General features: G+C 55.9%; 23 protein-coding genes. 18 read left to right on the top strand and 5 right to left on the bottom strand.

The genetic code is table 11. The features are described from left to right. Positions 1 to 64: 64 nt before the first annotated feature. Together NKT36_RS02005 and NKT36_RS02010 are read right to left on the bottom strand one after the other, a co-directional pair. The gene (locus NKT36_RS02005) at positions 65 to 922 is read right to left on the bottom strand and encodes an ion transporter (protein ID WP_327052279.1); all 858 of its coding nucleotides are present in this window, start codon (positions 920 to 922) and stop codon (positions 65 to 67) included. A gap of 225 nt (positions 923 to 1,147) precedes the next feature. Then, a complete protein-coding gene (locus tag NKT36_RS02010; protein ID WP_113275558.1) occupies positions 1,148 to 1,342 on the bottom strand; it encodes a cold-shock protein in 195 nt (64 codons plus the stop codon). Positions 1,343 to 1,612: 270 nt separating this feature from the next. Here NKT36_RS02010 and NKT36_RS02015 point away from each other — a divergent pair, with 270 nt between their 5' ends. The 3 genes from NKT36_RS02015 (at position 1,613) to NKT36_RS02025 (ending at position 3,160) form a co-directional block, all read left to right on the top strand. Further along, on the top strand, positions 1,613 to 2,236 hold the full coding sequence (locus NKT36_RS02015; RefSeq protein ID WP_327052280.1) for a class I SAM-dependent methyltransferase: 624 nt from the start codon (positions 1,613 to 1,615) through the stop codon (positions 2,234 to 2,236). A gap of 251 nt (positions 2,237 to 2,487) precedes the next feature. Continuing rightward, positions 2,488 to 2,706 (top strand): hypothetical protein, encoded by a 219-nt coding sequence (locus NKT36_RS02020; protein ID WP_327052281.1) that lies wholly within the window; start codon positions 2,488 to 2,490, stop codon positions 2,704 to 2,706. 115 nt (positions 2,707 to 2,821) lie between these two features. Further along, positions 2,822 to 3,160, top strand: coding sequence for a hypothetical protein (locus NKT36_RS02025; protein ID WP_327052282.1), 339 nt, complete (start codon positions 2,822 to 2,824; stop codon positions 3,158 to 3,160). A 45-nt stretch (positions 3,161 to 3,205) separates the two neighbouring features. On the opposite strand, the gene trkA is transcribed toward NKT36_RS02025, so the two are convergent. After that, entirely contained in the window at positions 3,206 to 4,543 is a 1,338-nt protein-coding gene (gene trkA / locus NKT36_RS02030) for a Trk system potassium transporter TrkA (RefSeq protein ID WP_327052283.1), read from the bottom strand. Between the two features lie 144 nt (positions 4,544 to 4,687). Continuing rightward, complete coding sequence (locus NKT36_RS02035; protein WP_327052284.1) at positions 4,688 to 6,259, bottom strand: TrkH family potassium uptake protein; 1,572 nt, start codon at positions 6,257 to 6,259, stop codon at positions 4,688 to 4,690. A 525-nt stretch (positions 6,260 to 6,784) separates the two neighbouring features. Between NKT36_RS02035 and NKT36_RS02040 the strand changes: the two genes are divergently transcribed. From NKT36_RS02040 to NKT36_RS02100, 13 genes are all read left to right on the top strand, one after another. Continuing rightward, positions 6,785 to 8,422, top strand: coding sequence for an MFS transporter (locus NKT36_RS02040; RefSeq protein ID WP_327052285.1), 1,638 nt, complete (start codon positions 6,785 to 6,787; stop codon positions 8,420 to 8,422). Positions 8,423 to 9,304: 882 nt separating this feature from the next. Further along, entirely contained in the window at positions 9,305 to 9,598 is a 294-nt protein-coding gene (locus tag NKT36_RS02045) for a WYL domain-containing protein (protein ID WP_327052286.1), read from the top strand. Positions 9,599 to 9,600: 2 nt separating this feature from the next. Further along, on the top strand, positions 9,601 to 9,954 hold the full coding sequence (locus tag NKT36_RS02050) for a hypothetical protein (protein ID WP_327052287.1): 354 nt from the start codon (positions 9,601 to 9,603) through the stop codon (positions 9,952 to 9,954). A gap of 164 nt (positions 9,955 to 10,118) precedes the next feature. Continuing rightward, entirely contained in the window at positions 10,119 to 11,144 is a 1,026-nt protein-coding gene (locus NKT36_RS02055) for a hypothetical protein (protein ID WP_327052288.1), read from the top strand. A gap of 80 nt (positions 11,145 to 11,224) precedes the next feature. Continuing rightward, positions 11,225 to 11,935: a hypothetical protein gene (locus NKT36_RS02060; RefSeq protein WP_327052289.1), complete on the top strand. Its 711-nt coding sequence runs from the start codon at positions 11,225 to 11,227 to the stop codon at positions 11,933 to 11,935. A gap of 62 nt (positions 11,936 to 11,997) precedes the next feature. Then, a complete protein-coding gene (locus tag NKT36_RS02065) occupies positions 11,998 to 13,386 on the top strand; it encodes a GmrSD restriction endonuclease domain-containing protein (RefSeq protein ID WP_327052290.1) in 1,389 nt (462 codons plus the stop codon). 88 nt (positions 13,387 to 13,474) lie between these two features. Next, positions 13,475 to 13,645: a hypothetical protein gene (locus NKT36_RS02070; RefSeq protein ID WP_327052291.1), complete on the top strand. Its 171-nt coding sequence runs from the start codon at positions 13,475 to 13,477 to the stop codon at positions 13,643 to 13,645. A gap of 453 nt (positions 13,646 to 14,098) precedes the next feature. Then, complete coding sequence (locus tag NKT36_RS02075) at positions 14,099 to 14,608, top strand: hypothetical protein (RefSeq protein WP_004042144.1); 510 nt, start codon at positions 14,099 to 14,101, stop codon at positions 14,606 to 14,608. 1 nt (position 14,609) lies between these two features. Beyond that, a complete protein-coding gene (gene xerA / locus NKT36_RS02080; protein ID WP_285270518.1) occupies positions 14,610 to 15,545 on the top strand; it encodes a site-specific tyrosine recombinase/integron integrase in 936 nt (311 codons plus the stop codon). A gap of 13 nt (positions 15,546 to 15,558) precedes the next feature. Beyond that, positions 15,559 to 15,873, top strand: a complete 315-nt coding sequence (locus NKT36_RS02085) for a hypothetical protein (RefSeq protein WP_327052292.1) — start codon at positions 15,559 to 15,561, stop codon at positions 15,871 to 15,873. 371 nt (positions 15,874 to 16,244) lie between these two features. Next, positions 16,245 to 16,454, top strand: a complete 210-nt coding sequence (locus NKT36_RS02090) for a hypothetical protein (protein WP_231546293.1) — start codon at positions 16,245 to 16,247, stop codon at positions 16,452 to 16,454. A gap of 4 nt (positions 16,455 to 16,458) precedes the next feature. After that, complete coding sequence (locus NKT36_RS02095; protein WP_327052293.1) at positions 16,459 to 16,671, top strand: hypothetical protein; 213 nt, start codon at positions 16,459 to 16,461, stop codon at positions 16,669 to 16,671. Between the two features lie 188 nt (positions 16,672 to 16,859). Next, on the top strand, positions 16,860 to 19,265 hold the full coding sequence (locus NKT36_RS02100) for a winged helix-turn-helix domain-containing protein (protein WP_327052294.1): 2,406 nt from the start codon (positions 16,860 to 16,862) through the stop codon (positions 19,263 to 19,265). Positions 19,266 to 19,429: 164 nt separating this feature from the next. Here NKT36_RS02100 and NKT36_RS02105 read toward each other — a convergent pair whose 3' ends face one another. Then, entirely contained in the window at positions 19,430 to 19,696 is a 267-nt protein-coding gene (locus tag NKT36_RS02105) for a hypothetical protein (RefSeq protein WP_327052295.1), read from the bottom strand. Positions 19,697 to 19,871: 175 nt separating this feature from the next. Here NKT36_RS02105 and NKT36_RS02110 point away from each other — a divergent pair, with 175 nt between their 5' ends. After that, positions 19,872 to 20,819, top strand: coding sequence for a hypothetical protein (locus NKT36_RS02110; RefSeq protein WP_327052296.1), 948 nt, complete (start codon positions 19,872 to 19,874; stop codon positions 20,817 to 20,819). After that, positions 20,819 to 22,696 carry a hypothetical protein gene (locus tag NKT36_RS02115; protein WP_327052297.1) on the top strand — a complete coding sequence of 626 codons (1,878 nt, stop codon included), beginning with the start codon at positions 20,819 to 20,821 and terminating at the stop codon, positions 22,694 to 22,696. Before NKT36_RS02110 ends, NKT36_RS02115 begins: the two co-directional genes overlap by 1 nt. The last annotated feature ends 221 nt before the right edge of the window (positions 22,697 to 22,917 follow it).

Below are 22,917 nucleotides of genomic sequence, written 5' to 3' on the forward strand. Positions count from 1 at the left end.
GCTGTGTGTGCAGGGCGACCAAGTCGGGGGTGAAACGGACGGCGAGAGAGCACTCGGGGGCCGGTCACCGGCGCGTTTTGTACTCCCGAGAGTCGTACTCCTGGTAGATGACGTGGCCGCACGCCTTGCAGTGTGACGCGTCGGGGTCGTGGGCGGACAGGCCGCACTCCGGGCACGTGACGTTTACCTTCTCCTGCTGCGTCCACTCCCGCACGATCTTGCCAGCCTGCCACGGGACGAGGACGATGGCGGCGAGGACGGCGACCACCGTCACCCAGCGGCCCGCCCGCGTGACCGGGACGATGTCGCCGAATCCGACTGTCGTGAGCGTGACGACCGTGTAGTAGAACGCATCGCCGAAGTTGTCGACGCCGGGGTTCGTCTGGTACTCGACGCTGTAGAACAGCCCGGCGGAGACGAAGAAGATGACCAGCACCGTCAACAGGAGCTTCATCACCCGGAGCGTGCGCAGGGAGACGGTGCCGAAGAAGAACCGCTCGTCCTGGGTGAACCGGTAGAACCTGAGCACGCGGACGATGCGGACCACCTTGAGGAACCCGACGTTGAGCACGACGAGCGGGGCGGGCAACAGCAGCACCAACAAGGTGGGGAGCACGGACAGGAGGTCGACCACCGTGTACACGTTGGTGAACTCCGCCAGTCGATCCTCGGCACCGTAGAGTCGGAGCACGTACTCGACCACGAACACGAGCGCGATGCCGACCTCCAGCCGCCACAGCCACGCCTCGGCCGTCGCGGCCAGCGGATACGTCTGGGCGACGAAGACCGCGACGAACAGCAGGTTCAGAACCATCAGCGAGACGTCGATGGTCTTTCCGAGCTTCGTCTCGTGGTCCAGGAGGTAGAACTGCACCAGCTCCCGGAAGTCGCTCGGCACCCGAGACGCAGGGTGACTACCCATACGCCATATCGATGGTCGAGTCCTAAAGAATCCTGCTGGCCCGACCGGACCGCCGGGACGAGCGTCCCGCTCGGCAACGAATCACCTCGCCGGTCCGACACGGTGTTCGCGGTGGACCGTTCGTCCGTTCGGCGGAGAAGTCGCCCTGCCGCTCTCGGTGAACGGGTGTTCCGAAAGAAACGAAGTAACGCTACGTCGCCGTGCGGCGACTATGCGAAATCCTGGTTATGCGCGAACGACGTTCGTCGCGCGCGGGCCCTTGGGGGCCTGCTCGATGTCGAATTCGATCTCGGTACCTTCCGTAAGGTCCTCGCCGCCAACGTCCTCCATGTGGAAGAAAACGTCGTCGTCAGAGTCCTCAGTCGCGATGAAACCGTAGCCGCCAGTGTCGTTGAAGAAATCAACCTTACCGTTTGCCATTGCAACTAAACACAGTCCAGGTACACGGTTAAGTGTTCCGCATCTGTTTTCCAATTTCGATATATAGTGGACGAATGCCCTCCACTCCTGCATTATAATGGCCATTCGAACACGAACATCCGATTCTACGCGGAACGGTTGTCCGGACCGTCACAACGAACCGTTACTTCCGTGGTATCAGCAGTTCCACCAGCGTTCGCCAGGCGGAACTCGAGGCCGCTCCCATGACGGAACCCGAGAGACTTTAGGTGTCCCTGGAGTTCGTTACACGTGGATTCGAACGAGGTTCGCCGAGAGTGGGCGGAACGGTCCGGGGAGTACTCCCCTGAATACTACGCCTACTACGGGCCGGACGAAGCGAGCGAGGCGGTGCGGAGTGCTCTCGATCGGTTCGTCGACAGGGACGCCGCCGTCCTCGAACTGGGGTGCAGTTCGGGCCGCCACCTCGCGCACCTCCGGGAACACGGCTTCGAGAACCTCGCCGGCATCGAGGTCAACGACGAGGCGTTCGAGGTCATGGCGGAGACCTATCCCGACCTCGCGGCCGACGGGACCTTCTACTGCGACGCCATCGAGGACGTCGTCGGCGACTTCGACGACGGACGGTTCGACGCGATCTACTCGGTCGAGACGCTACAGCACCTCCACCCGGACGTCGAGTGGGTGTTCGAGGAACTTGTCAGGGTCGCTGACGAACTCGTCGTCACGGTCGAGAACGAGGGCGACGAACCGACCCGGCAGTCCGAGGACCCCGGGGTGAACTACGTCGACGGCGAGTTCCCCCTCTACTACCGCAACTGGGAGCGCATCTTCACGGAGCTGGGCCTCGTCCAGGTCGACGTCAGGCCGGGCGACCAGGACACCGTGCGCGTGTTCCGCGCACCGGAGAACTGACCCCTCTCGCCTGCGAACACCTATCGCCCGCGAACGGCCCACCAGTGCGCGGCCGCCAGGGCGACGACGAGGGGCGCGACCGGGACCAGCGAGCGCGAACGGTCGGGGCCGGGCGGTCCCGGAAACGCTGCCCGACATCCTGTCGCTGCGGCCGCCGACTCCCCACGGTGCGCCGGCGACGCAACGCTCGGCCGTGGAGCCGCGATGGACCTGCACCGTTACCGTTTCCGGACGCGGTACCTACCGGGCGTATGGTCAGTTCCCGGACGGTAACCGCGGCGGTCGGCGTGCTCGGGAGCCTCCTCCTCTGGCAGTACTTCGACACCCTCGCGTTCTTCCTGTTCGTGCCGTTCGTCCCGTTCCTGTTCCGCGGGAACGAACGAGCGGAACCCGCCAGGCAGTGTTTGGTCTGTGGGTTCCGGACGCGGAACGACGAGTACTGTCCGCGCGACGAGAGGCGACTGGAGTAGCCCGTTCCCGAGTTCGAACAGGAGCGATCCAGCCGGAAGGCTGGCCTCGGACGTCCCACCGCTTGTCGCGGGGGCATCACCCTGATAAGCCGTCCTCCCTAGCGTTCTGTGAGAGATGACCGATCGCGACCCCACGAGGCTAGCGGCTGACGGGGACGAGCCATCGGCAGACGACATCTACGACGCGATGGAGCCGTTCGTACCGTACACGACGGACGAGATCGCGGACCGATTCCAGGCTTCGACGGGACTGACGTGGACGCTGTTGAGGGATCTCGCCGCTGCCGACCGGATCCGGAAAAAGGAGCCCGAGCCGAACCTCCGACTCTGGATCCGGGAACCTCCAGCGAACCAGTGTCCCATCTGTGACTCCGTGTTCCAGGTCCGGTTCCTTCGGCCAGGCCCGGGAGCCGTCCACGTTTGCCCGCGGTGTAGCGCGAGGGTCGATCGGTAGCCGACCGGTCCTGGCCACTCCTGGGAACGCCATCGAGTCGGTGGCTCAGACGATCGCTGTTACCTCGTCGATGACGTCTGCTTCGACGAACAGGACGACGTGGTCGTCGGGCGCGATGACGGTGTCGCCCCGGGGAACGACGAGTTCGTCACTCCGGGCGATCGCACCGACGACGACGCCGGACGGGAGGTCCGCGACCGCCTCCCGGATCGGACGGCTCGTGAGGACGCTCTCCTCGCCGACTTCCACCTCGAGGACACCCGCCTGTCGCTCTTCGATTATCGAGAGGTTCTCCACCTCGCGCTCTTGCATCTGGCGGATGATTTCCTCCGACGTCTCCTCTCTCGGATTGATCGCGACGTCGACGCCGGCCTGTTCGAAGAACTCCGTATAGGAACCGTTCTCCACGATGGCTATCGCACGGTTCGCGCCGATGTTCTTCGCGAGCAGGGCGACGAAGAAGTTCTTCTCGTCGCTCTCGAGCGCGGTTATCACGACGTCCGCCTGGTCGACGTTCTCGTCCCGCAGGAACTCGACGTCCGCTCCATCCTGCTCCAGAACGGACGCTTTGGGGAGTTTCTCGGCGAGTTCCCGGGCTCGAGTGGCGTCCTGTTCGATCAACTGTGGTCGGAACCCCCGTTCGACGAGGAGCGCCGCGGTCTGATAGCCGAGTTTGCTTCCGCCGACGATGACGATGTCGTCCACGTCCTTCGACGTGTCGTCCGGAGCAGCGCTCTCGGCGAACGCTTCGACGCTGGCCGGCCCGCCGATCACGATAACCCTATCGCCCGCCTCGATGACCGTCTCGCCGCTGGGAATCGTGACCGCTCCATCCCGAACCAGCGCCGCGAACGTGAGCGCCTCCCACTGGTCGGCCTCGGCTACCGTCTGATTCGCGACCGGACTCCGCTCGGTGACGGCGAACTCGGCCGTCTGAACGATTCCCTCGGCGAACAGATCGACGTCGAGTGCGGCGGGAAGACCGATCACTCTGACGATGCTCTCGGCGGTGAGGATGTTCGTCGCCAGCATGACGTCGACGCCGAAGGCTCCACGGAAGTTCTTCCACGTTTCGAGGAATTTGGCCTTCCTGACCCGGGCGATGGTGAACGTGTCGCTCACCGTCGCAGCCGTCCCGCAGGTGACGAGGTTCGTCTCGTCGTCGTCGGTACAGGCGATGAGCATGGTGGTGTCCGCTATCCCTGCCTCCCGAAGCGTTCCCAGCGACGATCCGTCGCCCTCGATAGCTAACACGTCAAGCGAATACGTGAGCCTGTCGACGACCTCGGGGTCGACGTCGACGACGACGACGTCGTGAACCGGTGCCAGCCTGGCCGCGATGTTCGATCCGACTTCGCCCGCCCCGACGATGAGCACGCGCATTGTTCGGCGCGTTACGTTTCGACCATCGACGGTAAAGAACCCTCCAAATGACAGTCCAGATACGGGTGCGACGGTCGTCGTCGTTCGAGTGGCTCCCCCGCCGACCGTGTCGGCGCACGTTCCGGTGGAAAGCGACTCGTCGTGCTACCGACGCCAGTAAGTCGGTGTCAGTACGACGAGTGCGGTGAATATCTCCAGCCGACCGATCCACATCAGGAAGGCCATGTAGAGCTTCGCCGCGTCGGAGAACCGAAGGAAGTTGTTCATCGGACCGACGATCCCGAAGCCTGGGCCGATGTTTCCGAGGGTCGCCATCGCGATACTCATCGCCTCGAGCGCCGAGATATCGAGTCCGACGCGGAGGGCGTCCAGATAGACGAGGACCGTCGAGACGGCGAAGATGCAGACGAAGACCATCACGAAGACGAAAACGTCCCTGATCGTCTCCTCGTCGACGGCGCTGTTCGACATGCGAACGGGACGGACGACGTACGGGTGGGCGGTCGTTACGAACTGGCGTCCCATGGCACGGTAGATCAGGTACCAGCGAACGATCTTCACGGAACCGGCGGCAGAGCCGGCGGAACCGCCGAGGAACATCGCGAACAGCAGCAGGACCTGTGACGACTGGCCCCAGGTGTTGAAATCCATGCTGGCGTATCCCGTCGTCGTCACGATGGCGATCGTCTGGAAGAGCGACTGACGAAGCGAATCTTCGACGTTACCGGAGATCACCCCGACGTTCTCCGGCGTCTCGGCCAGGCCGGCACCCGTGAAGAGCAACGCTGTGACGGTAGTGCCGACGACCGCCATCGCGAAGAGGTACGCTCGGAACTCCTGGTTCCCGGTCAGCTTTCCCACGTCCCCGTCGAACGCGTACCAGAAGAGCGCGAAGTTCGTCCCCGCGACGGTCATGAAGAGCATCACCGCCCACTGGACGGCCGGGGAGAACGCTTCGATGCTCCGTGCCTCCGGTGAGAATCCTCCCGTCGGCAACGTCGTCAGTCCGTGCGCGACGGCGTTGTAGAAGCCCATGTTCGGTGCGATCGGCGTGCCCATCGCGTTCCCGAGCAGGTGGAGTCCGTAGTAGACCGCGACCGCTGCGACGGTGAAGCCGACGTAGATCCGCCACAGCGCGCTCGCCGTCTCCTGGATTCGCGGCGTCAGTTTGTCGATCGCGAACCCGGGCGCTTCCTCGTTCATTATCTGTGCCCCGCCGACCGAGAGTTCGGGAAGGATGGCGACCATGAGAACCAGGATTCCCATCCCACCGATCCACTGCGTGAACTGTCGCCATAGCAGGATCGACCGCGAGTGGCGCTCGAACGAGATCTCCCCGAGGACGGTCGCCCCGGTCGTCGTGAAGCCACTCATGCTCTCGAACAGTGCGTTCACCGGCTGTGCTACCGTCCCCTGGCCCGCGAGCAGGTACGGCACCGTCCCGAAAAGCGGGACGACGAGCCACGTGGCGCTCACCATGAGCATGGCCTCCCGACGGCCGAGTTCGCGCTCGGCCCGCAATCGTTCGAGCGCGGACCCGGCCGTGACCATCAGGACGGTCGTGGACAGGAACGGGAGGAGCGGCTCACCGTAGTAGAGTGCCACGAGAAGGGGGATCAACGGTGCGACCGATAGGCTCTTGACCACCGTCCCGACGAAGCTGAAACTCGATCGGTAGTCGACGAGGGAAGCAAACTCGAACTGCGGGCGTTCCATTACCCCTTCCAACAGGAGCGAGTCGCAAAAAATCCGCCCACCGTTCGAGGAATCACCCCGTTGGTCCGTGGTACCAGAACGAAGTCAGTCCAGTCCGCGCACCGTGAGTCGATCCCTCCCCGAGGAACGGGCGGCGGATGGGCGGCATCGAGTCGGCTATGCGAACCGGAAAGCAGGTGGCGGGCGGGATCGCCGCGAGAAGGTGCGGTGGAAAGTGGTGAACTGGCTGTCGGGATGCGTTTCGACAGATCCACCACCGAACACACCGTCGCTGGATAGACGACTACTTCTGTCAGAAGTGAGGCCGTGGCGACCATCAGCTTCTGACGAACGGCGCTGACATCTTCCCCGCCCCGAAGGGCCCGACAGTATCTTCGACTCTCGGTGACCGAGCAGGTCCATACGCTATTGGAGGTCAACGTGTTAGACCGCTGTATGGCCCCAGATGGGTCTACCCCCCACGGGAGTTCTCAGCACTCTACAGATCTGCAGACGCGAGTACGACACTGGGCCCCAGCGATCGCCGTGAGTCTGACGACCTTCATCATCGTCGTCAACGCGTCCCTGATGAACGTGGCGATCCCCACGATGGTCGACGAGTTCGATACCACGATTACCGTGATTCAGGGGGCGGTCGCACTCTACTCGCTGGTGATCGCTGCGCTGATTCTCCCGGCCGGTACGCTGCCGTCTCGGTATAGTAGTCGGCGTGTCATGACAGTCGCGCTGATAGTCTACGCCGGTGGGACGGTGGTAGCGGCGATTAGCTGGAACACGACGGTCCTCTATCTCGGCTGGTCGTTCATCGAGGGTGCCGCGGCCGCTGTGTTGTTTCCCCTGACGTACACTGAACTGAGAGTCAGTTACGAAGGCGATGACCGGGCGAAGGCATTCGGACTGTTGGCTGGCGTGAGCGGGGTCGGCGGAACTCTTGGACCGATCGTCGGTGGCGCACTGACCACGTACGCGAGTTGGCGGTGGGGATTCACGCTCCAACTCGTCGGCGTGGGGGTCATTCTCGTCTTCGTTCGGTACGTGAGTCAGAAGCCACTGTCAGACGCGCGCAGACCGCCGGATAGAGGTGGAACGGCTCTGTCCATCGTCGGTTCGACGTCGCTCGTCGTCGGATTCCTCCTCAGCGGGAAGTACGGGTGGCTGGTCGAACGGCGGCCGTTCGTCGTCGGCGACGTACAGTTCAATCCGTTCGGGACGTCGCCGGCGATCTGGTTTCTTGCACTCGGACTGCTCGCCTTCGCCGCGTTCATTCAGTACGAACGGCGACTGCAACGCGCTGGGCGGTCGCCGCTCGTTCCGCTGAACGTACTGAGGAACCGTCCTTTTCTATCCGGCGTCGTCACGTACAACGTTCGCTCGATAATCTCGGCTGGCTTCTTCTTCATCTTCCCGGTCTATCTCCAGGCCGTACTCGGCTACACCGCCTTCGAATCCGGGCTTGCGTTGTTACCGTACTCGCTCGCGTCGGTCCTTTTTTCGGCCTTCACCCCCGGCTGGCGCAAGTACGTCTCGCCGAAGACGCTCATCCAGGTCGGCATCGTGTGTATGGGCGTCGGACTGGTGCTGTTGTACGAGCAGACGGGCCCCAGTCAGACGATCGGCAAGATGGTCATCCCGGTGACGATCGTTGGAGTCGGTGTCGGACTCATACTGGCACAGATATCCAACATGACGATGTCGGCCGTCCCGACCGCGAACTCCGCCGAGGCATCCGGAGTCCTGAACGTGAGTAGCTCGATAGGCTATTCCCTGGGGACAGCGGTCGTCGGCTCGTTTTTCCTCGGCCAGTTCTATGGGAGCGTCGTCGACGGGGTACTCCGAGCGGAAGACGTGACCGTTTCGGCGGAGCGACGGAACGATCTGGTGATAGCGCTCGAAGACGCCGCAGAGACGGCGACCGAAGCCACTCAGCGACAGTTCCTGAACCAGTTCACCCCTGACCAACGACGATTGCTCGAAGGTATCTTCGAGGCCGCGATGTTCGACGCTCAACGTGCGGCGGTGCTCCTCCTGGTACTGTTCGTGTTGCTCCTGCTCGTCGCATCGACGCTCTTGCCGCGACAGATACCAGACGCCACCGAGCGGACCGACTCTCCCGAATCGCAGGGGTCGACCCGTGAGACTTCCGAAACAGCGGCTGAGGACTAACCGAGACCACCACACCTCGGTCGCGAGTCGTCGTCCGTCAGGTCGAACGGTCCCAGATAGCTTGCTACGATGGACGCGGGACGACGTCGACTGAAGGGTCTGGAGCCGGTTCTGCCGTGCTGTTGGACGACGAAGACGGGGCTGACCGCGGAGACTGCAGTCTAGCGGTAGATTCGACCGCTTGCGCCTGGTCTGTTATTCGTACTGTGGGAACCGATCCGGTATAACGGGTAGAGTGTTCGGAAAGCACTCCGTGGGCGGGGAGCAGAAACTGCCCCGAATCCGTGGCTAGCTGACGTCAGCAAGTCGGCCTCGGCACTCGAACCAGTAATTATTACCGACTAGCGAAACTATTTATAGAACAAAATCCGATTCGCGCCTAAATCGATAGACGGCGCGATGTATCATCGCGCGATGCGCCCTATGTTGTGGAATGCTCGACGGCTGCCTACAACTGAACTCGCTACCCAAACGAAGTAAACCGATTTGCGCGCTTTTTGGACGAACACGCACTCGAACCAGTAACTATTACCGACTTACGAAACTTTTTATAGAATATTGCTGAGACATACCTAAATCGGCAGCCAGCGCGACGATTCTTCCGAGATGGAGTATATATTTGAATACATCCGTATCGGTTACGCGTGGAAACTCTCGTCACAGTTTCGGCAGGTAGCCCACTGACCTGCCTTCACTTTCTGCTTTTCACCGCATGCAGGGCATTCACGCCAAACTGAGCGATTCCCGTAGGACATACCCTTACTAACAGAATCCTATTGTAAATCTCTAACTCGTAATTCGAGCGTCCAATTGCCGGACTACTTTCACCTCGGTTAGATAGCCTTCTTGACAGTCGGTTACAAAGTATGGACCACACTCAGTATGAGCGATATCATCTGTAAAGCGATTCAGGAGCAGAAGGTAATCGAATTCACCTACGACGGCCATCATCGAAAGGTCGAACCCTACTGCCACGGCCGGAGCAAGAAGGGCAAGGAGTCGCTTCGAGGCTACCAAATTGCGGGAGGGAGTAACTCGCGGCGAGTCCCATTCTGGCGTCTCTTTACCGTAGCGAAGATGGGGAACCTGACGCTGACAGACGGGTCGTTCACTGGGGACCGGCCTCACTACAACCCGAACGATAAGGACCTGTCTCCAATTCACTGTAACATCTGACGATGGACAAGGAACGTGCGAAAGAACTGATGCTCGAAGAACGAGAAGATGACGAGGGTTTCAAAGACTCGATTGTCGTCCTCGAAATGGACCTCATCGAGGAGGACGCGGGTATCATTCGGGGCGAGCTGATAATCGAAGGCGAGGTTGATACGACCGGGAGTCTCCTCGTACCGCTCAACGAGCCAAAGCCAGAGAATTGGCAAGACCTCGAAGTTGGGGAGACGAAAGCGTACGGCCTTCGGATTGATTCTCGAAAGGAGACGGTGCGTGAGAAGATGGGTGCGTTCTTCAGTCGCAGTTTGGAAGAAGGGCGTGTACAAGACTTCGTTCCTGGAACACCTCCCGGAACGTAGATATTCTTTCAGACTTTCAAAAGGGCCATAATAGGGGTATAGCGGCGATTTGTGCTTGATTCTTGTTCTTCATTTCACTTTCACCTCGCCACCGTTATATTTTATATGAATGTCTACGTAGCATCACTTGTCTCCCATCGAAACACACCGGAGACTGAATACAAATGGCCGCGACAAAGCTCATTCCGTACAAAGTACAGATTCATCCGAATGGGGAAGCCAGCAAGGACGACCTCTGGGACTTAACGGACCTCCAGCAATACGATACCACCGTACAGAGCCAACTTGGGGCATCTAGTGGGGCTCCTTCGGTCTCGGACGTCGAGACATTCAGCGACCTGTTTCAGTCGTTTTGCCAGTACTACGAAACGAACCTAGCTGACCTCGGAGAAGAAGTCGAGCGCCTCTCAAACGTAACTCTCGCGCTCAGTACCGATTGGGAGTCATCCGACCAGGTGGTCGAAGGAAATCTCTATCTCGGAAATTACGGAGTCGTACGGAACCTCGTTGACAGACAGAGCGGCGAAAGACGGGAACGGGGCCGAGATATCGATGACGCCGAAGAGAAGCCGCTCTACTTTATGACGTACACTCCCTCGGGGAACGCTACGGAAGCGTACCTCCTCTTGGAACGTTCACGGCGTTACGGAGCGAAAGAGCCCTTCTATATCACTCTCCGTCGGTGGATTCGGGAGAACTACTCCGACGAAATCAACGTAAAGATAGACCCCGTCAGAACAGAGGACATCTTCCCGAAGATGCGAGAGGCTGATAGGACGGTTCGTCTCCGGTTAGAGAAAGATGGGTCTCCGGACCAGCTTCACTCTGACTTTGATTCGGTCTTCAACCAGGAAGAGATGAAGCAAGCAATCGAATTCCGACCAGAGGGGGGCGACGATATGAACCTCGTTGTCGACGAACTCGAAGCTTGGTACAACGATTCAGAGACGGCATTCGAGACGATTGACGGCGTCTCGTATAACAACGTCAAAATCACAATCGAGAAGAACAACTCTGACGAGACAATCTCGCTCACAAAGGGCGAAGCGGAACTACGGAAAAACATTGACCTCAGCGATATAGCTGAGGAAGGAGATATTCCAGTTCTCTCGGAAATTTCCTCACGGGCTCATGGATTCCTCACAACGGTTACTGGAGGCAGAACTGGGACAAGCAGTTTGTTCCGGTAGTCTCTCATACTGGGAATAGATTTCTTTTTTACACCAAATGCTTTAGCGCCATTCTCAGACATACTAACAAGAGACTCAGAATGACACGACGCGAGGATATTACCCGACTCTATGAACTCCTTGGCGAGTTAGAGCAAACAGTCGGCGGGAAACAGAAGCTCAAGGACTGTACCGGCTATATGGACTGGCCCGACCGAGGTGTCTACTTCTTTTTTGCATCAGACGAACATCGCGACGCCGGCGACCAGCTTCGGATTACTCGCATCGGGACTCACGCTGTCTCCGAGGGAAGTAGTACCTCGCTCTGGGACCGACTCAGAACACATCGCGGAGCAAAGCGGGGAACCTACGAAGGCGGCGGGAACCACCGAGGCTCTGTCTTCCGGAAACGAGTCGGTGAGGCATTCGTTGAGCGTGCTTCCCTGAATGATGAGTATCCCCATTGGGGCGAGGGGTCAAGCGCAAAGCGGGAACGCCGACTTGATGAACTCGAGATGGAGCGGCGAGTAAGCGACTATCTCCGGGACCTGCCGTTCCTCTGGCTCAACGTTGACGACGAACCAAGCGCCGAGAGTCAACGGGCCTACATCGAACGAAACACGATTGCACTCCTCAGTAATTACCAGCGAGAGGCCGTTGACGCTCGCTCAGATGATTGGCTGGGCCATCATAGTCGGAGCAAGGAAATCCGCGAATCCGGACTGTGGAATGTGAACCACGTCGATGAAGACTACGACCCTGATTTTCTCGACCTCCTCCGCGACCAGATAGAGGAAACGTCGCCAGTCTAAGAATCGACCGCCATCGTAGCGACAGGACACTATTATAATGGTAATGTCTGTACAGCAATAGTATGGCAATCTACGTCGATGACCCTCTCAATTCGAACGACGAAGACTGGGACATCAGCAAGTTCCACAGCGATAGCGAATACTTCGTTAAGCGGCCACCCTACCAGCGAAAGACCGTCTGGGATACCGGAAAGAAGAAGGAACTAATCGATAGCTTCGTTCGCCAACTCTACGTCCCGCCTGTTGTAATCCGACAAGTTGTCCTCGACGGTAACGACCTCCGTCTCGAAGTCGTCGACGGCCAACAGCGAATTACCGCGATTCAAGAGTTCTTCGAGGACGAATTCGCACTCCCCGATAGCCCCGAACTCCGCGAACTCAACCCGGAACACGAGATTGCTGGGAAACGATACTCCGAACTTAGCGAGGACGTTCAGGAGTATATCGACTCTCAGTGTTCGCTCAAAGTCATCAAGCTGCGCGGTATCGACGACCCCGACGACAAGCGCCATCAGGAGTTAGCCACGAAGGTATTCTGGCGACTCCAGCAGGGCGAACACCTGACCAACATCGAGAAGAACCACAGTAAGACCTACAGCCCCGTTCGGAACTTCATCGTCCAGACAGCCGACGACATCAGCTTCGACCGAGAGAATTACGAGAGCCGCGACGACAATCCGAACCGCCACGAGTTCTTCACGCTTCTCGCTCGGAACAACGACCGACTCCAGCAACTCTCACTCCTCGCCCGCTTCATCCTGATTGAGATTGATGAAGGGCCGACGAAAGTCACCGGGAAGGAAGTTACCAAACTATTCGACTGCAAGCGAGAGGGATTCACCGTCCACGAGGACTTAGAAGAATTCAAACAACGCGACGAGATTCAGCGCGTTCAGCGGATGCTCGACCTCCTCACGGAACTCTACCGCGACACCGACCTCAAGAACGGGAACGGAGAGATAGAGTTCCTAAACAAGGAGTACTTCATCCTCAGCCTGTATTCGCTCATCCGCGAGTTGGAGTTTGGAGATTATAACTTCGGACGAGACAACTACGACGAGGTTCGGGACTTCACCGAGGAGTGGTTCAAGCGGTTCGAAGTTGAGGATACAGACGACAGCGAAATGCTCCAATTCAAGGAGGCTCGCCAGCAGAACCGAGGAGCAGTCAACAAGCGACACTACATCCTCGAAAACGCCTTCTGGGAGACAGAACCCGATATTCAAGAAACCGACAGTCAACGAGCATTCTCCCGAGCGCAGCGAATTAAGCTCTTCATCGAGAGTGACCGTATCTGCGAGATGTGCGTAGAGGAAGGGAAAACCGAAGAGGAGGCAAAAGTGTCGTGGAGCAATTGGGACGCCGACCACATCGAGGAACACTCACAGGGCGGCCAAACTGTTCTCGAAAACGCACGGGTACTCTGCCCCCATCATAATCGGAGCCGATAGCGTCCAGCAGTATCATTAATATCCTGACAGCCCTCCGATTAAATGGCGATTCTCGATGACTGACGCACCATTAGCACCGCGTCGACCGATGGACGACAACAAGGGATTAGGCGATGGAATGACCAGCGTAGATATCTACTGTCACCGCCAGCACAAAGGCCAATGGCAGCAAGAGGCCAACGAACAAGGAATCAGCCTGAGTCGCTATCTGGTCGAACTCGTTCAAGAAGCTCGCTGGGAGAGACATAACGACGACTGAACGCCGATATTCACCGTTTGAGACGGAGTCAGAGATGTTTCTGGTCCCATAGCGGTTGGAGGAGTGAGGGCCGCGTTCTTCAGTCGGATACCGATGTACGCAATGAGCGCCAGGATAACCGGAAGCGCCACGCCGGTCGTTGCAAAGACGGTGCTGAGAAGTCCGGAAGTGATGATTTCCTTGCTCATTTGTCGGAGGATGTTGAGGGCGGTACTCTCCGAACCGCCGTTATAGCCCTCAGCAGGACTTGAACCTGCAATACCAGGGTTCCCGCCTATTGTCCCCGACGCACCGTGCTTAGCGAGAGATTCGTTTTGTCCAAAATAAGTCTATCCCACTTCACGAGAGATTGTCATAGTCGAGATTGAACGAGGCGGTTTTCGGGACATAGACCGCGTTTCTACCGGTAATATCATTAACCTAACAAACTAATGACTATTCGGAGGTTCTAGTATGACAGAGACATCTGTGGACAGCCCCAGCGACGAACGGGACTTCCAAACGCTCCACAAGAATACGACCAGAGCCGAACTCTTCCCCGCCAAACAGCACAAAGAGGAATGGTGGGAAGAAGCCGAACACGAAGGGTCCAGCCTCAGCCGGTACCTCTACGACCTGATTCAGGAAGCCCGGATGTATCGGGACAGCGGCGCACCCTTCATCCAAACACAGGACCAGACAGTCAAGCAACTCCAAAACAAAATCGACGACCTCCAAACGCAACTTGAAGAGGCTCGACAAGGCGGCGGTGGCCGAACCCACCTCAGTATCGATGACCTCGTCACTCGGGTACTAGACCAGCAGTACCAATCACTAGACGAACTCATAGAGCGCGTCTCTGCTAGTGACGATGTCGCCCAACACCTCCAACGACAAATCGAGAACCGGCTGTACGCCTTAGCCGAGAACGGACAGGTTGAATTTCAACGTGGACACGGCTGGCGGCTCAAGGAGGGGAACTAACATGGGAGCCGAACCCGGTTCCTCGAAAGTCTACGACAACAAGCACGACGAAATCAACTACTTCATTACTCGAAAGCACGCGACCGGCCGGAGCGAAAGAACGCTCAACTCGTACAGTCGCATCCTGCGTGAGTTCTTCCACGACCAATTCCCGGACCTCTCACCTAGCGAAGTCGAGATTCGCCACGTCGAGGACTATCTAATGGCGCTCACGGAACGCGGCGTCTCCCAGAACTCGAAAAAGAAGTACCTGGAAGTCCTCTCCAGCTTCTACGGCTATACGATGAAACGGCCGCAGTTCGAGGGAATCACCAGTAATCCCGCTGCGGTCGTGATGGAGGAAATTCCCCGGATTCGCCCAGACCGGCCGGACTGCGCGACGTGGGAGAATGCCTGTAAACTCATCAACGCCATCCCAGACCCGAGAGACAAGACCGTCACCATCATCCTCGCAAAGACCGGTGCTCGACTGCTGGAAGTTCTCTCCATCGAAGAAGACGACGTCGACCTCGAGAAGGGATTCATTCGACTCCGAGAACGCAAGGGAGGTAAACAGACTGTCGTCCCAATCGATGACGAGACCATCTACGCAATCAAACGCTATCAGTTTGTCAACGCCGATTTGGATTCGCCATATCTCTTCACAAGCAACAAAGGAGGACGGCTCTCGAAAGAGCGGATTCGACGGGAAGTGAAAGCCGCCGCCGACCGCGCCGGCGTCGCCCCTAAAGAAGAACGACGGTTCGAGAAGAAATTCACACCTCACACCTTCCGCACCGTGTTCACTACGCTAATGCGGAAACAAGGAATGAAGCCGTACATTCTGAAATACATCCGTGGAGACGCTAAGACCGAGACGATGGATATCTACACTCGAGTCGACCGGGATGAGGCGAAAGAAGAGTACCTGAACTGTATCAAGGAAATTGGACTCTAACGAGGATGGACAGTTGGTCGAAGTCATCATCTATCGAAACCCGTGGGAGGACCCTGAGGAGGTAGCTCGCGTTTCCATTGAGGGTGAGGTATCGGGCGGGACGCCGACCGCTGAATCTCTCCGAGACCGGATTCAGGACGAACGCGACCCCATAATCAGCGAGTACACGGATGGACGAGAACTGCTCCGGTATCTGGCTGCCTCGTACTCGAATGGGTATGTGATGGCAGGCTACGATAGCGAAGAATCTCGGCGGGTCGTCGAGGAGTTGAACGACGCCGCATACCTCGACTGGGTCGAAGAGTCAGGGCTCGACACCTCGCTCTGAATCCCAAAGACTGTACGCTGGTGGTAGTCCCTTGACTGCTCACGTATTTCTGAGCGAACCGAATAGATTGACTCTTAATCGTCATCGAACGGCTCTCTACTCCTGATAGGTAACACTCAGTCTGATGCTGGCTTTGACCTGGACGTCCTGATATTTTCTCTATCAATCGATAGGTGTCCCCTGGTGTACGTGATTGCTCCAAAGAACGGATTGTTGCTCTCGATGATAACTGGTATTCGATTGCTGATGGACGCGTTCTCAGTTCTCTCAGCTAGGACCTCCACGCCGTTACAGACCAACAGAGACTGATTCAGTCTGTTGCTCGGGAGTCTTATGATGAAACAGAGCGATTATTGATACGGTGATTTGGCTTGGCATTGCTCATTTTTGGACTCAACGAAGAGAGGGACGACTGGGATGTCCTCGGGAAGATTGCTGACGGTGAAATAGTCGAGGACCCAACTGGCGAACTGGAGGCGACAATAGAAGGAGCGTATGATTTGGATGATGAGGACCACCTAAGACGGGCATTGAATAACCACTACATCAACGCCGTCCCGCTGGCAGAGGACGAGGAGTAGACCGATGCAGATTCTCTTTCAGATGTACCACGCCGGCGAGCTACACGACCTCGGTATCATCAAAGACGGCGACGTGGTCGAAAGCATCGAGGAGGGGTTTGAGGATTGGATTCGATGGGAGTTGAGTCAGCCGACGACTCCTAACCTCGATGACCTCCAAGGGATTCTTGAGGCGTATGAGGGACCGTATCTGATTGCGAAGAGGGTCGACGAGTGACAGTCCATAATATAGTATAAATAGGGGAACCTCCAGCGCCTTCAGTTCTTCAGACATTCACTCGTGCGTTCTCCACCAAGACTCAGAACTCAAGCAGTACCGTCCACAGATTCTGGGTCCGATATCAATTCTGGTTCTATATTCCTAGTTGTTATTACGATATACGTGAGATAACACGCAAGACTAGAATGTCCTCGTTAGAATATTTTGACAAGTACTGGAGGACAGTATCATCAAGGCAGAAAACGGTGTATGAAGAGTTGAAAGGTGGTGAGACAATCGGCGGGCAACACCCAATGATTCAGAATAATCATCTTGAGAATCTAAAACAGTTATGCGACAATGCTGGTATAGATGACTGGGTTACTGAGATAGACCACAGGGCCACATATCATTCAAACAAACAGAAAATATTGGATAGATATGGTGGACAGGGCTTTGAAACGGACCAGGAGGCAGTAGCAGCGAGGGGAGAAGCCGAGCAGAAGAAACGTGAGGAGCAAGCCCCAGACAACGCACCGGCTTCTCTCGAAGAACAAATGCGCCAGCAAGCGGGCGGAAATAACCGGACTCCGGATAATGTCGAGGTAGAATCCATCGGTGGAAACCCAAACACATCGTCCAATCAGAAAGGGTCGACAGCAAATAACTCGAATAATTCGAGAGGAGGACAACAATCTCAGGGTTCGAATAGCACATCGTCGCTATCGCTCTCACAGGTTCGGAGCCGATGCCTCGAAGCAATCGAGGAAGCATATGAAGAGACGGAACCAATCCTAATTGATGCTCTACCGGGGACTGGGAAAAGTTATGCTGCGGTAGAAGCGGCCTCAACTACGGAAGCACCGATTACTATAGCCACGTCCCGAGGGCGCAAAGGTAGATATTCAGAAATTGAATCGTGGTGTCAGAAGCACGGCCTCTCGAATAAAGTCCTCCCCTCTGCTGACGATAGCTGTCCCACATTTAAGGGGAAACACGGCACCAAATTAGAACAGAAGTTCAAAAGGTACCGGAGACTGGGGGTTACTGCATCAGACCTTCACGAGCACTGGAACCCTCCCTGTCAAGAAGACGGAGTTTGTCCATATCAGTCTAATTGGGATTTCCAACCAGAGGACTACGACGTCCTCATCGGACACTATCTTCATCTACACGTCGAGAAAATCATAGAAAACAGAGTCGTCGTCATTGACGAATCTCCTTCTGATGACTTCCTTACCGAGTTCAAAGACCCCCAAGAGACGATTGCAAATTTCCTCAAACAGACTAGTAATATTCCCTTCAATAATCATTACAACTTGGTTACGAATTCAGACCCCGACAAGGAGGAACAAGCACTCGATTGGTTTGAGAATAAAGGAATAGACTTGGCTGACTCAAAACAGATTCTCAATCAGAGTACTGAGGACTACCATATTTGGGCTCCCCTCCTTGTATTAGGTACACTAGTATCTAGAGACCTCAACAACGACTGGGGTACTGCTGCATTGGGCGGCGGTCAAGTATTTGCCCACGACCGAAACCGGAACGAGATGCACGTTCTGACGCCACCGAATCTGACTGGTGCGACGAATATAGTTGCGCTAGATGGAACACCAACAATACGACTCTATGACCTCATATTTGGCCTCAACTTCCAACACAAACAGCTTCTCAGTGATTCTGAACGGGAAGAGTACATATTGGATACACAGGACCTGAGAATAATCCAGACGGAATTCAGAAGTATCCACCCGTACTCAAGCGGGACTTACGTAAACCTAGACCGTGACGAAGCACTCCTCCGAGAAGTAATTGAGGTTGAGGGAGGTGAACCAGCAGTAATCACTTCAAGCGATGCTCTGGGGAAGCTCAAAGCTAGAAACGTCCCTATGTCCCCGAATAGTTCCCACTACGGCAACCTCAGGGGCTCGAACGAATTGGCAAATGAGAATGTCGGCGTAATTCTTGGTAGTCCTCACTATGGGGACAAATTCATCGAACGCTGGGCCGCTTTGTTCGGATTGGAAGCATCTGGCAGCGGGTCAGGAACAGCAAAATCGTATGGTCCATTCGGTGATGAAATCCTCCAACAGATGCGAGATAATTCCGTTCTTCAGGCGATTCTTCGATTCGCACGTAACGGGACGGGGGCCACCGTCTACGTGAATACTGCAGCAGTTCCACCTTGGATTCCGAGAGAAATTGCCTTGGGTGTTTCAAGAACCAGACCAGCTACCGAACGAAAGATTATCGACGCTCTCTCAGACTTGGGTACGGCCTCTGGTCCGGACATCGCAAAGAAAGTTGGAGGTAAGAAGAATACAGTCCGCTCCAATCTCCGTAAACTCCAAGCTGAAGGAATAGTCCGCAAGACCGGAAATAATCGAGGAACCAAATGGCACGATAACGGTCTCTCAAATGCTAATCGGTATGGTCTCGTCGACCTCAGCAGTATCACCAATAAGACCTATAAGATACCTATTAGGGAAATTGGCGATAAAACTCGGCTCAAAGAAGAGATGGACAAACAACTTGAGCAATATAACATCGACCAAGCTGAGCGCAGCCGATTAATCAATGATAAGTGGATGACTGACCGGCGAAGTTAGTAAGGCTGATAGACTGCCCTAATGCCGTAGTCTGCAGGTCTTCATCAGTCGTCTTCTCACGCAGTCCTCGCAGCATTCGATAGAGATGATTCAGTCAGGTAGAAACCGATTCTCAGCACCGAGTACGAGGACCTCCGTACATTCTTCGACTCTCGAAGCCTGAATCAGTCCTCAGACTTTCCCTCCTCGTATCCAGCTTCGTACTCATCTCGTACCGTCCTTGAAGCTCGTTTCGAGAGCTTAGCGAGATTCTTGTTGAATCGACGGATAGAGAGGTAAATGTAGAACAGGAGGAGATACGGCCAGATGAACAACCCAACGACAGAATAGATAGCGAGTTTGAGGAATCGGTACTCTATCGGGCCGATATGGACGCTACCTATCTGGATGCTGCGCGATTCGCCTTGCTGGTCGCTGTCTGATTCAGTCATCGTAGTCTCCTGGTCAAAGCCGTCGCTGCGTGCTAGCGACGACAGTAAGACCTATTCAGAGAGACGCCCGGAACGAATATCAAATTACTTACTTCAAATTGAGGCTGCGAGTTTTGTCTGATTACGTCTGTGATATGAACATATTTGTAGCTCTGATTGATTGGTTACAGCCAACATGGTAGATGCCGCCCAGATTGGCGTCGTTCAATGCAAAGAGGACGGCGATTACGACATCCTCTCGAACATCAGTCAGTTCGACATGGACAACGAGGACTTCGAGGACGCCACAGAGGCGACACAAAGCATGCTCGGCTCCCTCGCCGAGAAGAGCTTCTCAGCAAATAAGCCGACTGCTCGCCTTCACGAGTTCGATTTCAGCGATGTTGCCGAAGGTGATGAACACTCTGCGAAATCGCTGCTGACGAAACTCAAGGACGGCGATGAGTTTGAATCTAACCTGAGCAATCTAGCGGAGCGGTATCTCAAAGCGGCAAATTCGGAGCCGGGAATCCTCATTGCAGTCCAGTTCTCCCACAAGGGGCACGAGCTGCTTGCAATAATCAAAGCACCATATGAGGACGTCTACGAACCGGATGATGAGGTGGGACTTTCCCAAATCAGCGAGATTATCGAAGACGAACTGAAGAAGGGTGTCATCTATCCCAGGGTCAACTACTCGCTTGACGAAGCACGGCCAGACGAGGCCGGAATCTACCAGAAAAGCTACTATGCACAGCACTGGTGGAAATTCCTTGGGCTCAAAGACACAAAGACCAATAACGAGGTTCTAAACGAATGGATAGTCGAAGACGTGGAGGAAGGCGACGATGAGAACCCCTTATCCGAAGCTCAGAGCGTCGATGACTTTGATGACATCCGACAAGACCTCGATGATGAGAAGTTGGAAGGACAAGTTACAATCACTATCTCAGGCATCGATATTCGTGTGTCCCTTCGAGACGTACTAGAGCGCAATATCTTCCTCGTCAACGATGGGTCGTACTACGTCGTCATCCCCGGAAATGAACCTAATGTCGCGGTTACAGGGCACGGTGGCGGAGACTACCGGAAAGAGATTCTAGAGAACCTGTCTGAGTACGATTCGTTCGATGACATTCAGTAATGACCGAAATAGAAGAGCACCTCTCTCAGCTTTCCCCGATGTGGGAAGGTCGAGAGATTACAGAAGAGTCTCGGATAATCGATATCGATAGCCCCGTCTCCGATTTTTCTGAGGATGCGCTTAGTGGAATCCTTCAGCTAGCCCACGAGGAGGGAGCTTATTTCGACGATTTTGAAGTGACATTCCACACGGATAGAACCGGAGAGCAGCCGATTATCCAATCTGGTGGGAGCCTTCGAATACACAACTCTGGTTTCGACACCCTCCAAAGAGCGTACGATACCGAAGACGTAGATATTCAAGACTGGCGTCGAGTCGTCGGGGACATTCTCCGTGATGACGAAGCTGGGAGATTAGCTGATTTTCTGCTTGAATGGTCTAGGACGGCGTCGATATCCCTATACGTAGATTGTATCATAGACAAATCAGAGATTGGGGACCGGCTCGAATCGGAGTTAGATAACACGCCCTCCATCTCAATTTCATTCTGGACGGAGGAGGAGCGGCTTCGAAGTTGGCTAGACCAGCATATCTCAGATTACGCAACAGTCGCTGACGAGTTCTTCGATGAACGAAATCCTCCCGTCTTTGTATTCTACGAAGAAATCGAACCAGAGTACGAATCACTGCTTCAGTTCCACTCCGTTAGCTCCTTGCTCAACTCGGAGCCGGAAGACCTCGATTTCAACGTGAGTCAGTATCGAACGCTCATGGACCGAGACCGTGATATGCTCCAAGCCGGACCCGAACTGTCGGTAGTGTCTCCTTCGCTCTTCTGCACACCTAAGGCGAGAGAATTGTTCTCGTCAGTGTTCGTCTACAGCGTCTTCGCCGGAGTCTCAAAGCGAGTGAGATTGACTGAGGACGTCTTGGTACTCGAAATCAAAACACGCCGTAAAACCGTCAGCGACGAAATCGACGGGGAGACATTCACCGATGCCGTTCAAGGATATTCAGTAGATGAACTAGCGGCGCTTTACGAGTTCTATGAGTCGTTTGTGGAGAAGGGCACACGGAACACGTATCGAGACTTCTGGCACCGTAGCATCGTTGAGGAGTGTGATTCGTTCGAGGACCTGCCCCGGAAAACGGCGCAGATTCGTGAGTTCTACACGTTCTTGGAAGAGGAGGCCATCGAGAAGAATTTCGATGACCTCAACGATGCCATCCAAGACGCCCACGTATTCACCGCCGACGTTACGAGTACTGTCTCAGAGACGACACGGAGCCTAACCTCAGAGATTCAGAAAGTGGTGCTGGCGCTCCTCGGAGCAGTATTCGCTAATCTCTTTCTCGTCGTCCGGTGGTCCAACGTGGATATGGTGCTCCCGTTCTCGATATTCGTTATCTCCGGCGTCCTCCTGTTCTACTTCCCAACAATCCAAACCCGAATCGACGAACTGGACGACCTGATAAGCGAGAGCAATGATGACTTCGAGGTCTACTCCGAGACAATTCAGGATTTCTCGGGCCATCTGTTCGACTTCAGCCGATTCGATGACCGACGAGGGAGCTACGTCGAGTACGCCGAAAAGCGTCGAAAGTGGGCTGTCGAGAAGCTACAACTAGCGTTCTGGCTTCTCATCGTCGTCTGGGGAGGATTAGCGATAATCTCGATTCTCGGCTACCCGCGCTCTTCAGGACAATTTCTTATCGCAGCAACCTCGGTACTGATTACAGGAATAATCTGGTTCAGACACAGGGACGCCGACTACTACCCCGAAACAACCGAGATGCGTATCATTGGGACTCTTCTCTCACCAGCAGTCAGTCTCGCAATACTCATCTTGATTGTGACTGGGATTCGCCTGTTCATCGAACCTCTGACTGTCAATGAAATTACGTCCGGCCAAATTTTGCACGAAGTCCTCCCATGAGTGGCATCATCACAGTTCCTCGGCGTACAGTCTCTCGCCTGCTGACCGAGTCCACCGTCCAGAGGATGACTGGTATTCAGACTCGGGGAGGGATGGGTTAGCGTCTAAGTCCCGTTACGCTCCGTACAGTCTGAAACCAACAGAGACGGTTACCAAGGGCTCACCGGTTAGAGAAATTCAGAGTCTGTCTTTGCCGAGGTTTTGGTAGGCCAGAATCCTAA

Source organism: Halomicrococcus gelatinilyticus, assembly GCA_024227995.1.
In the GTDB taxonomy this organism is placed as follows: domain Archaea; phylum Halobacteriota; class Halobacteria; order Halobacteriales; family Haladaptataceae; genus Halomicrococcus; species Halomicrococcus gelatinilyticus.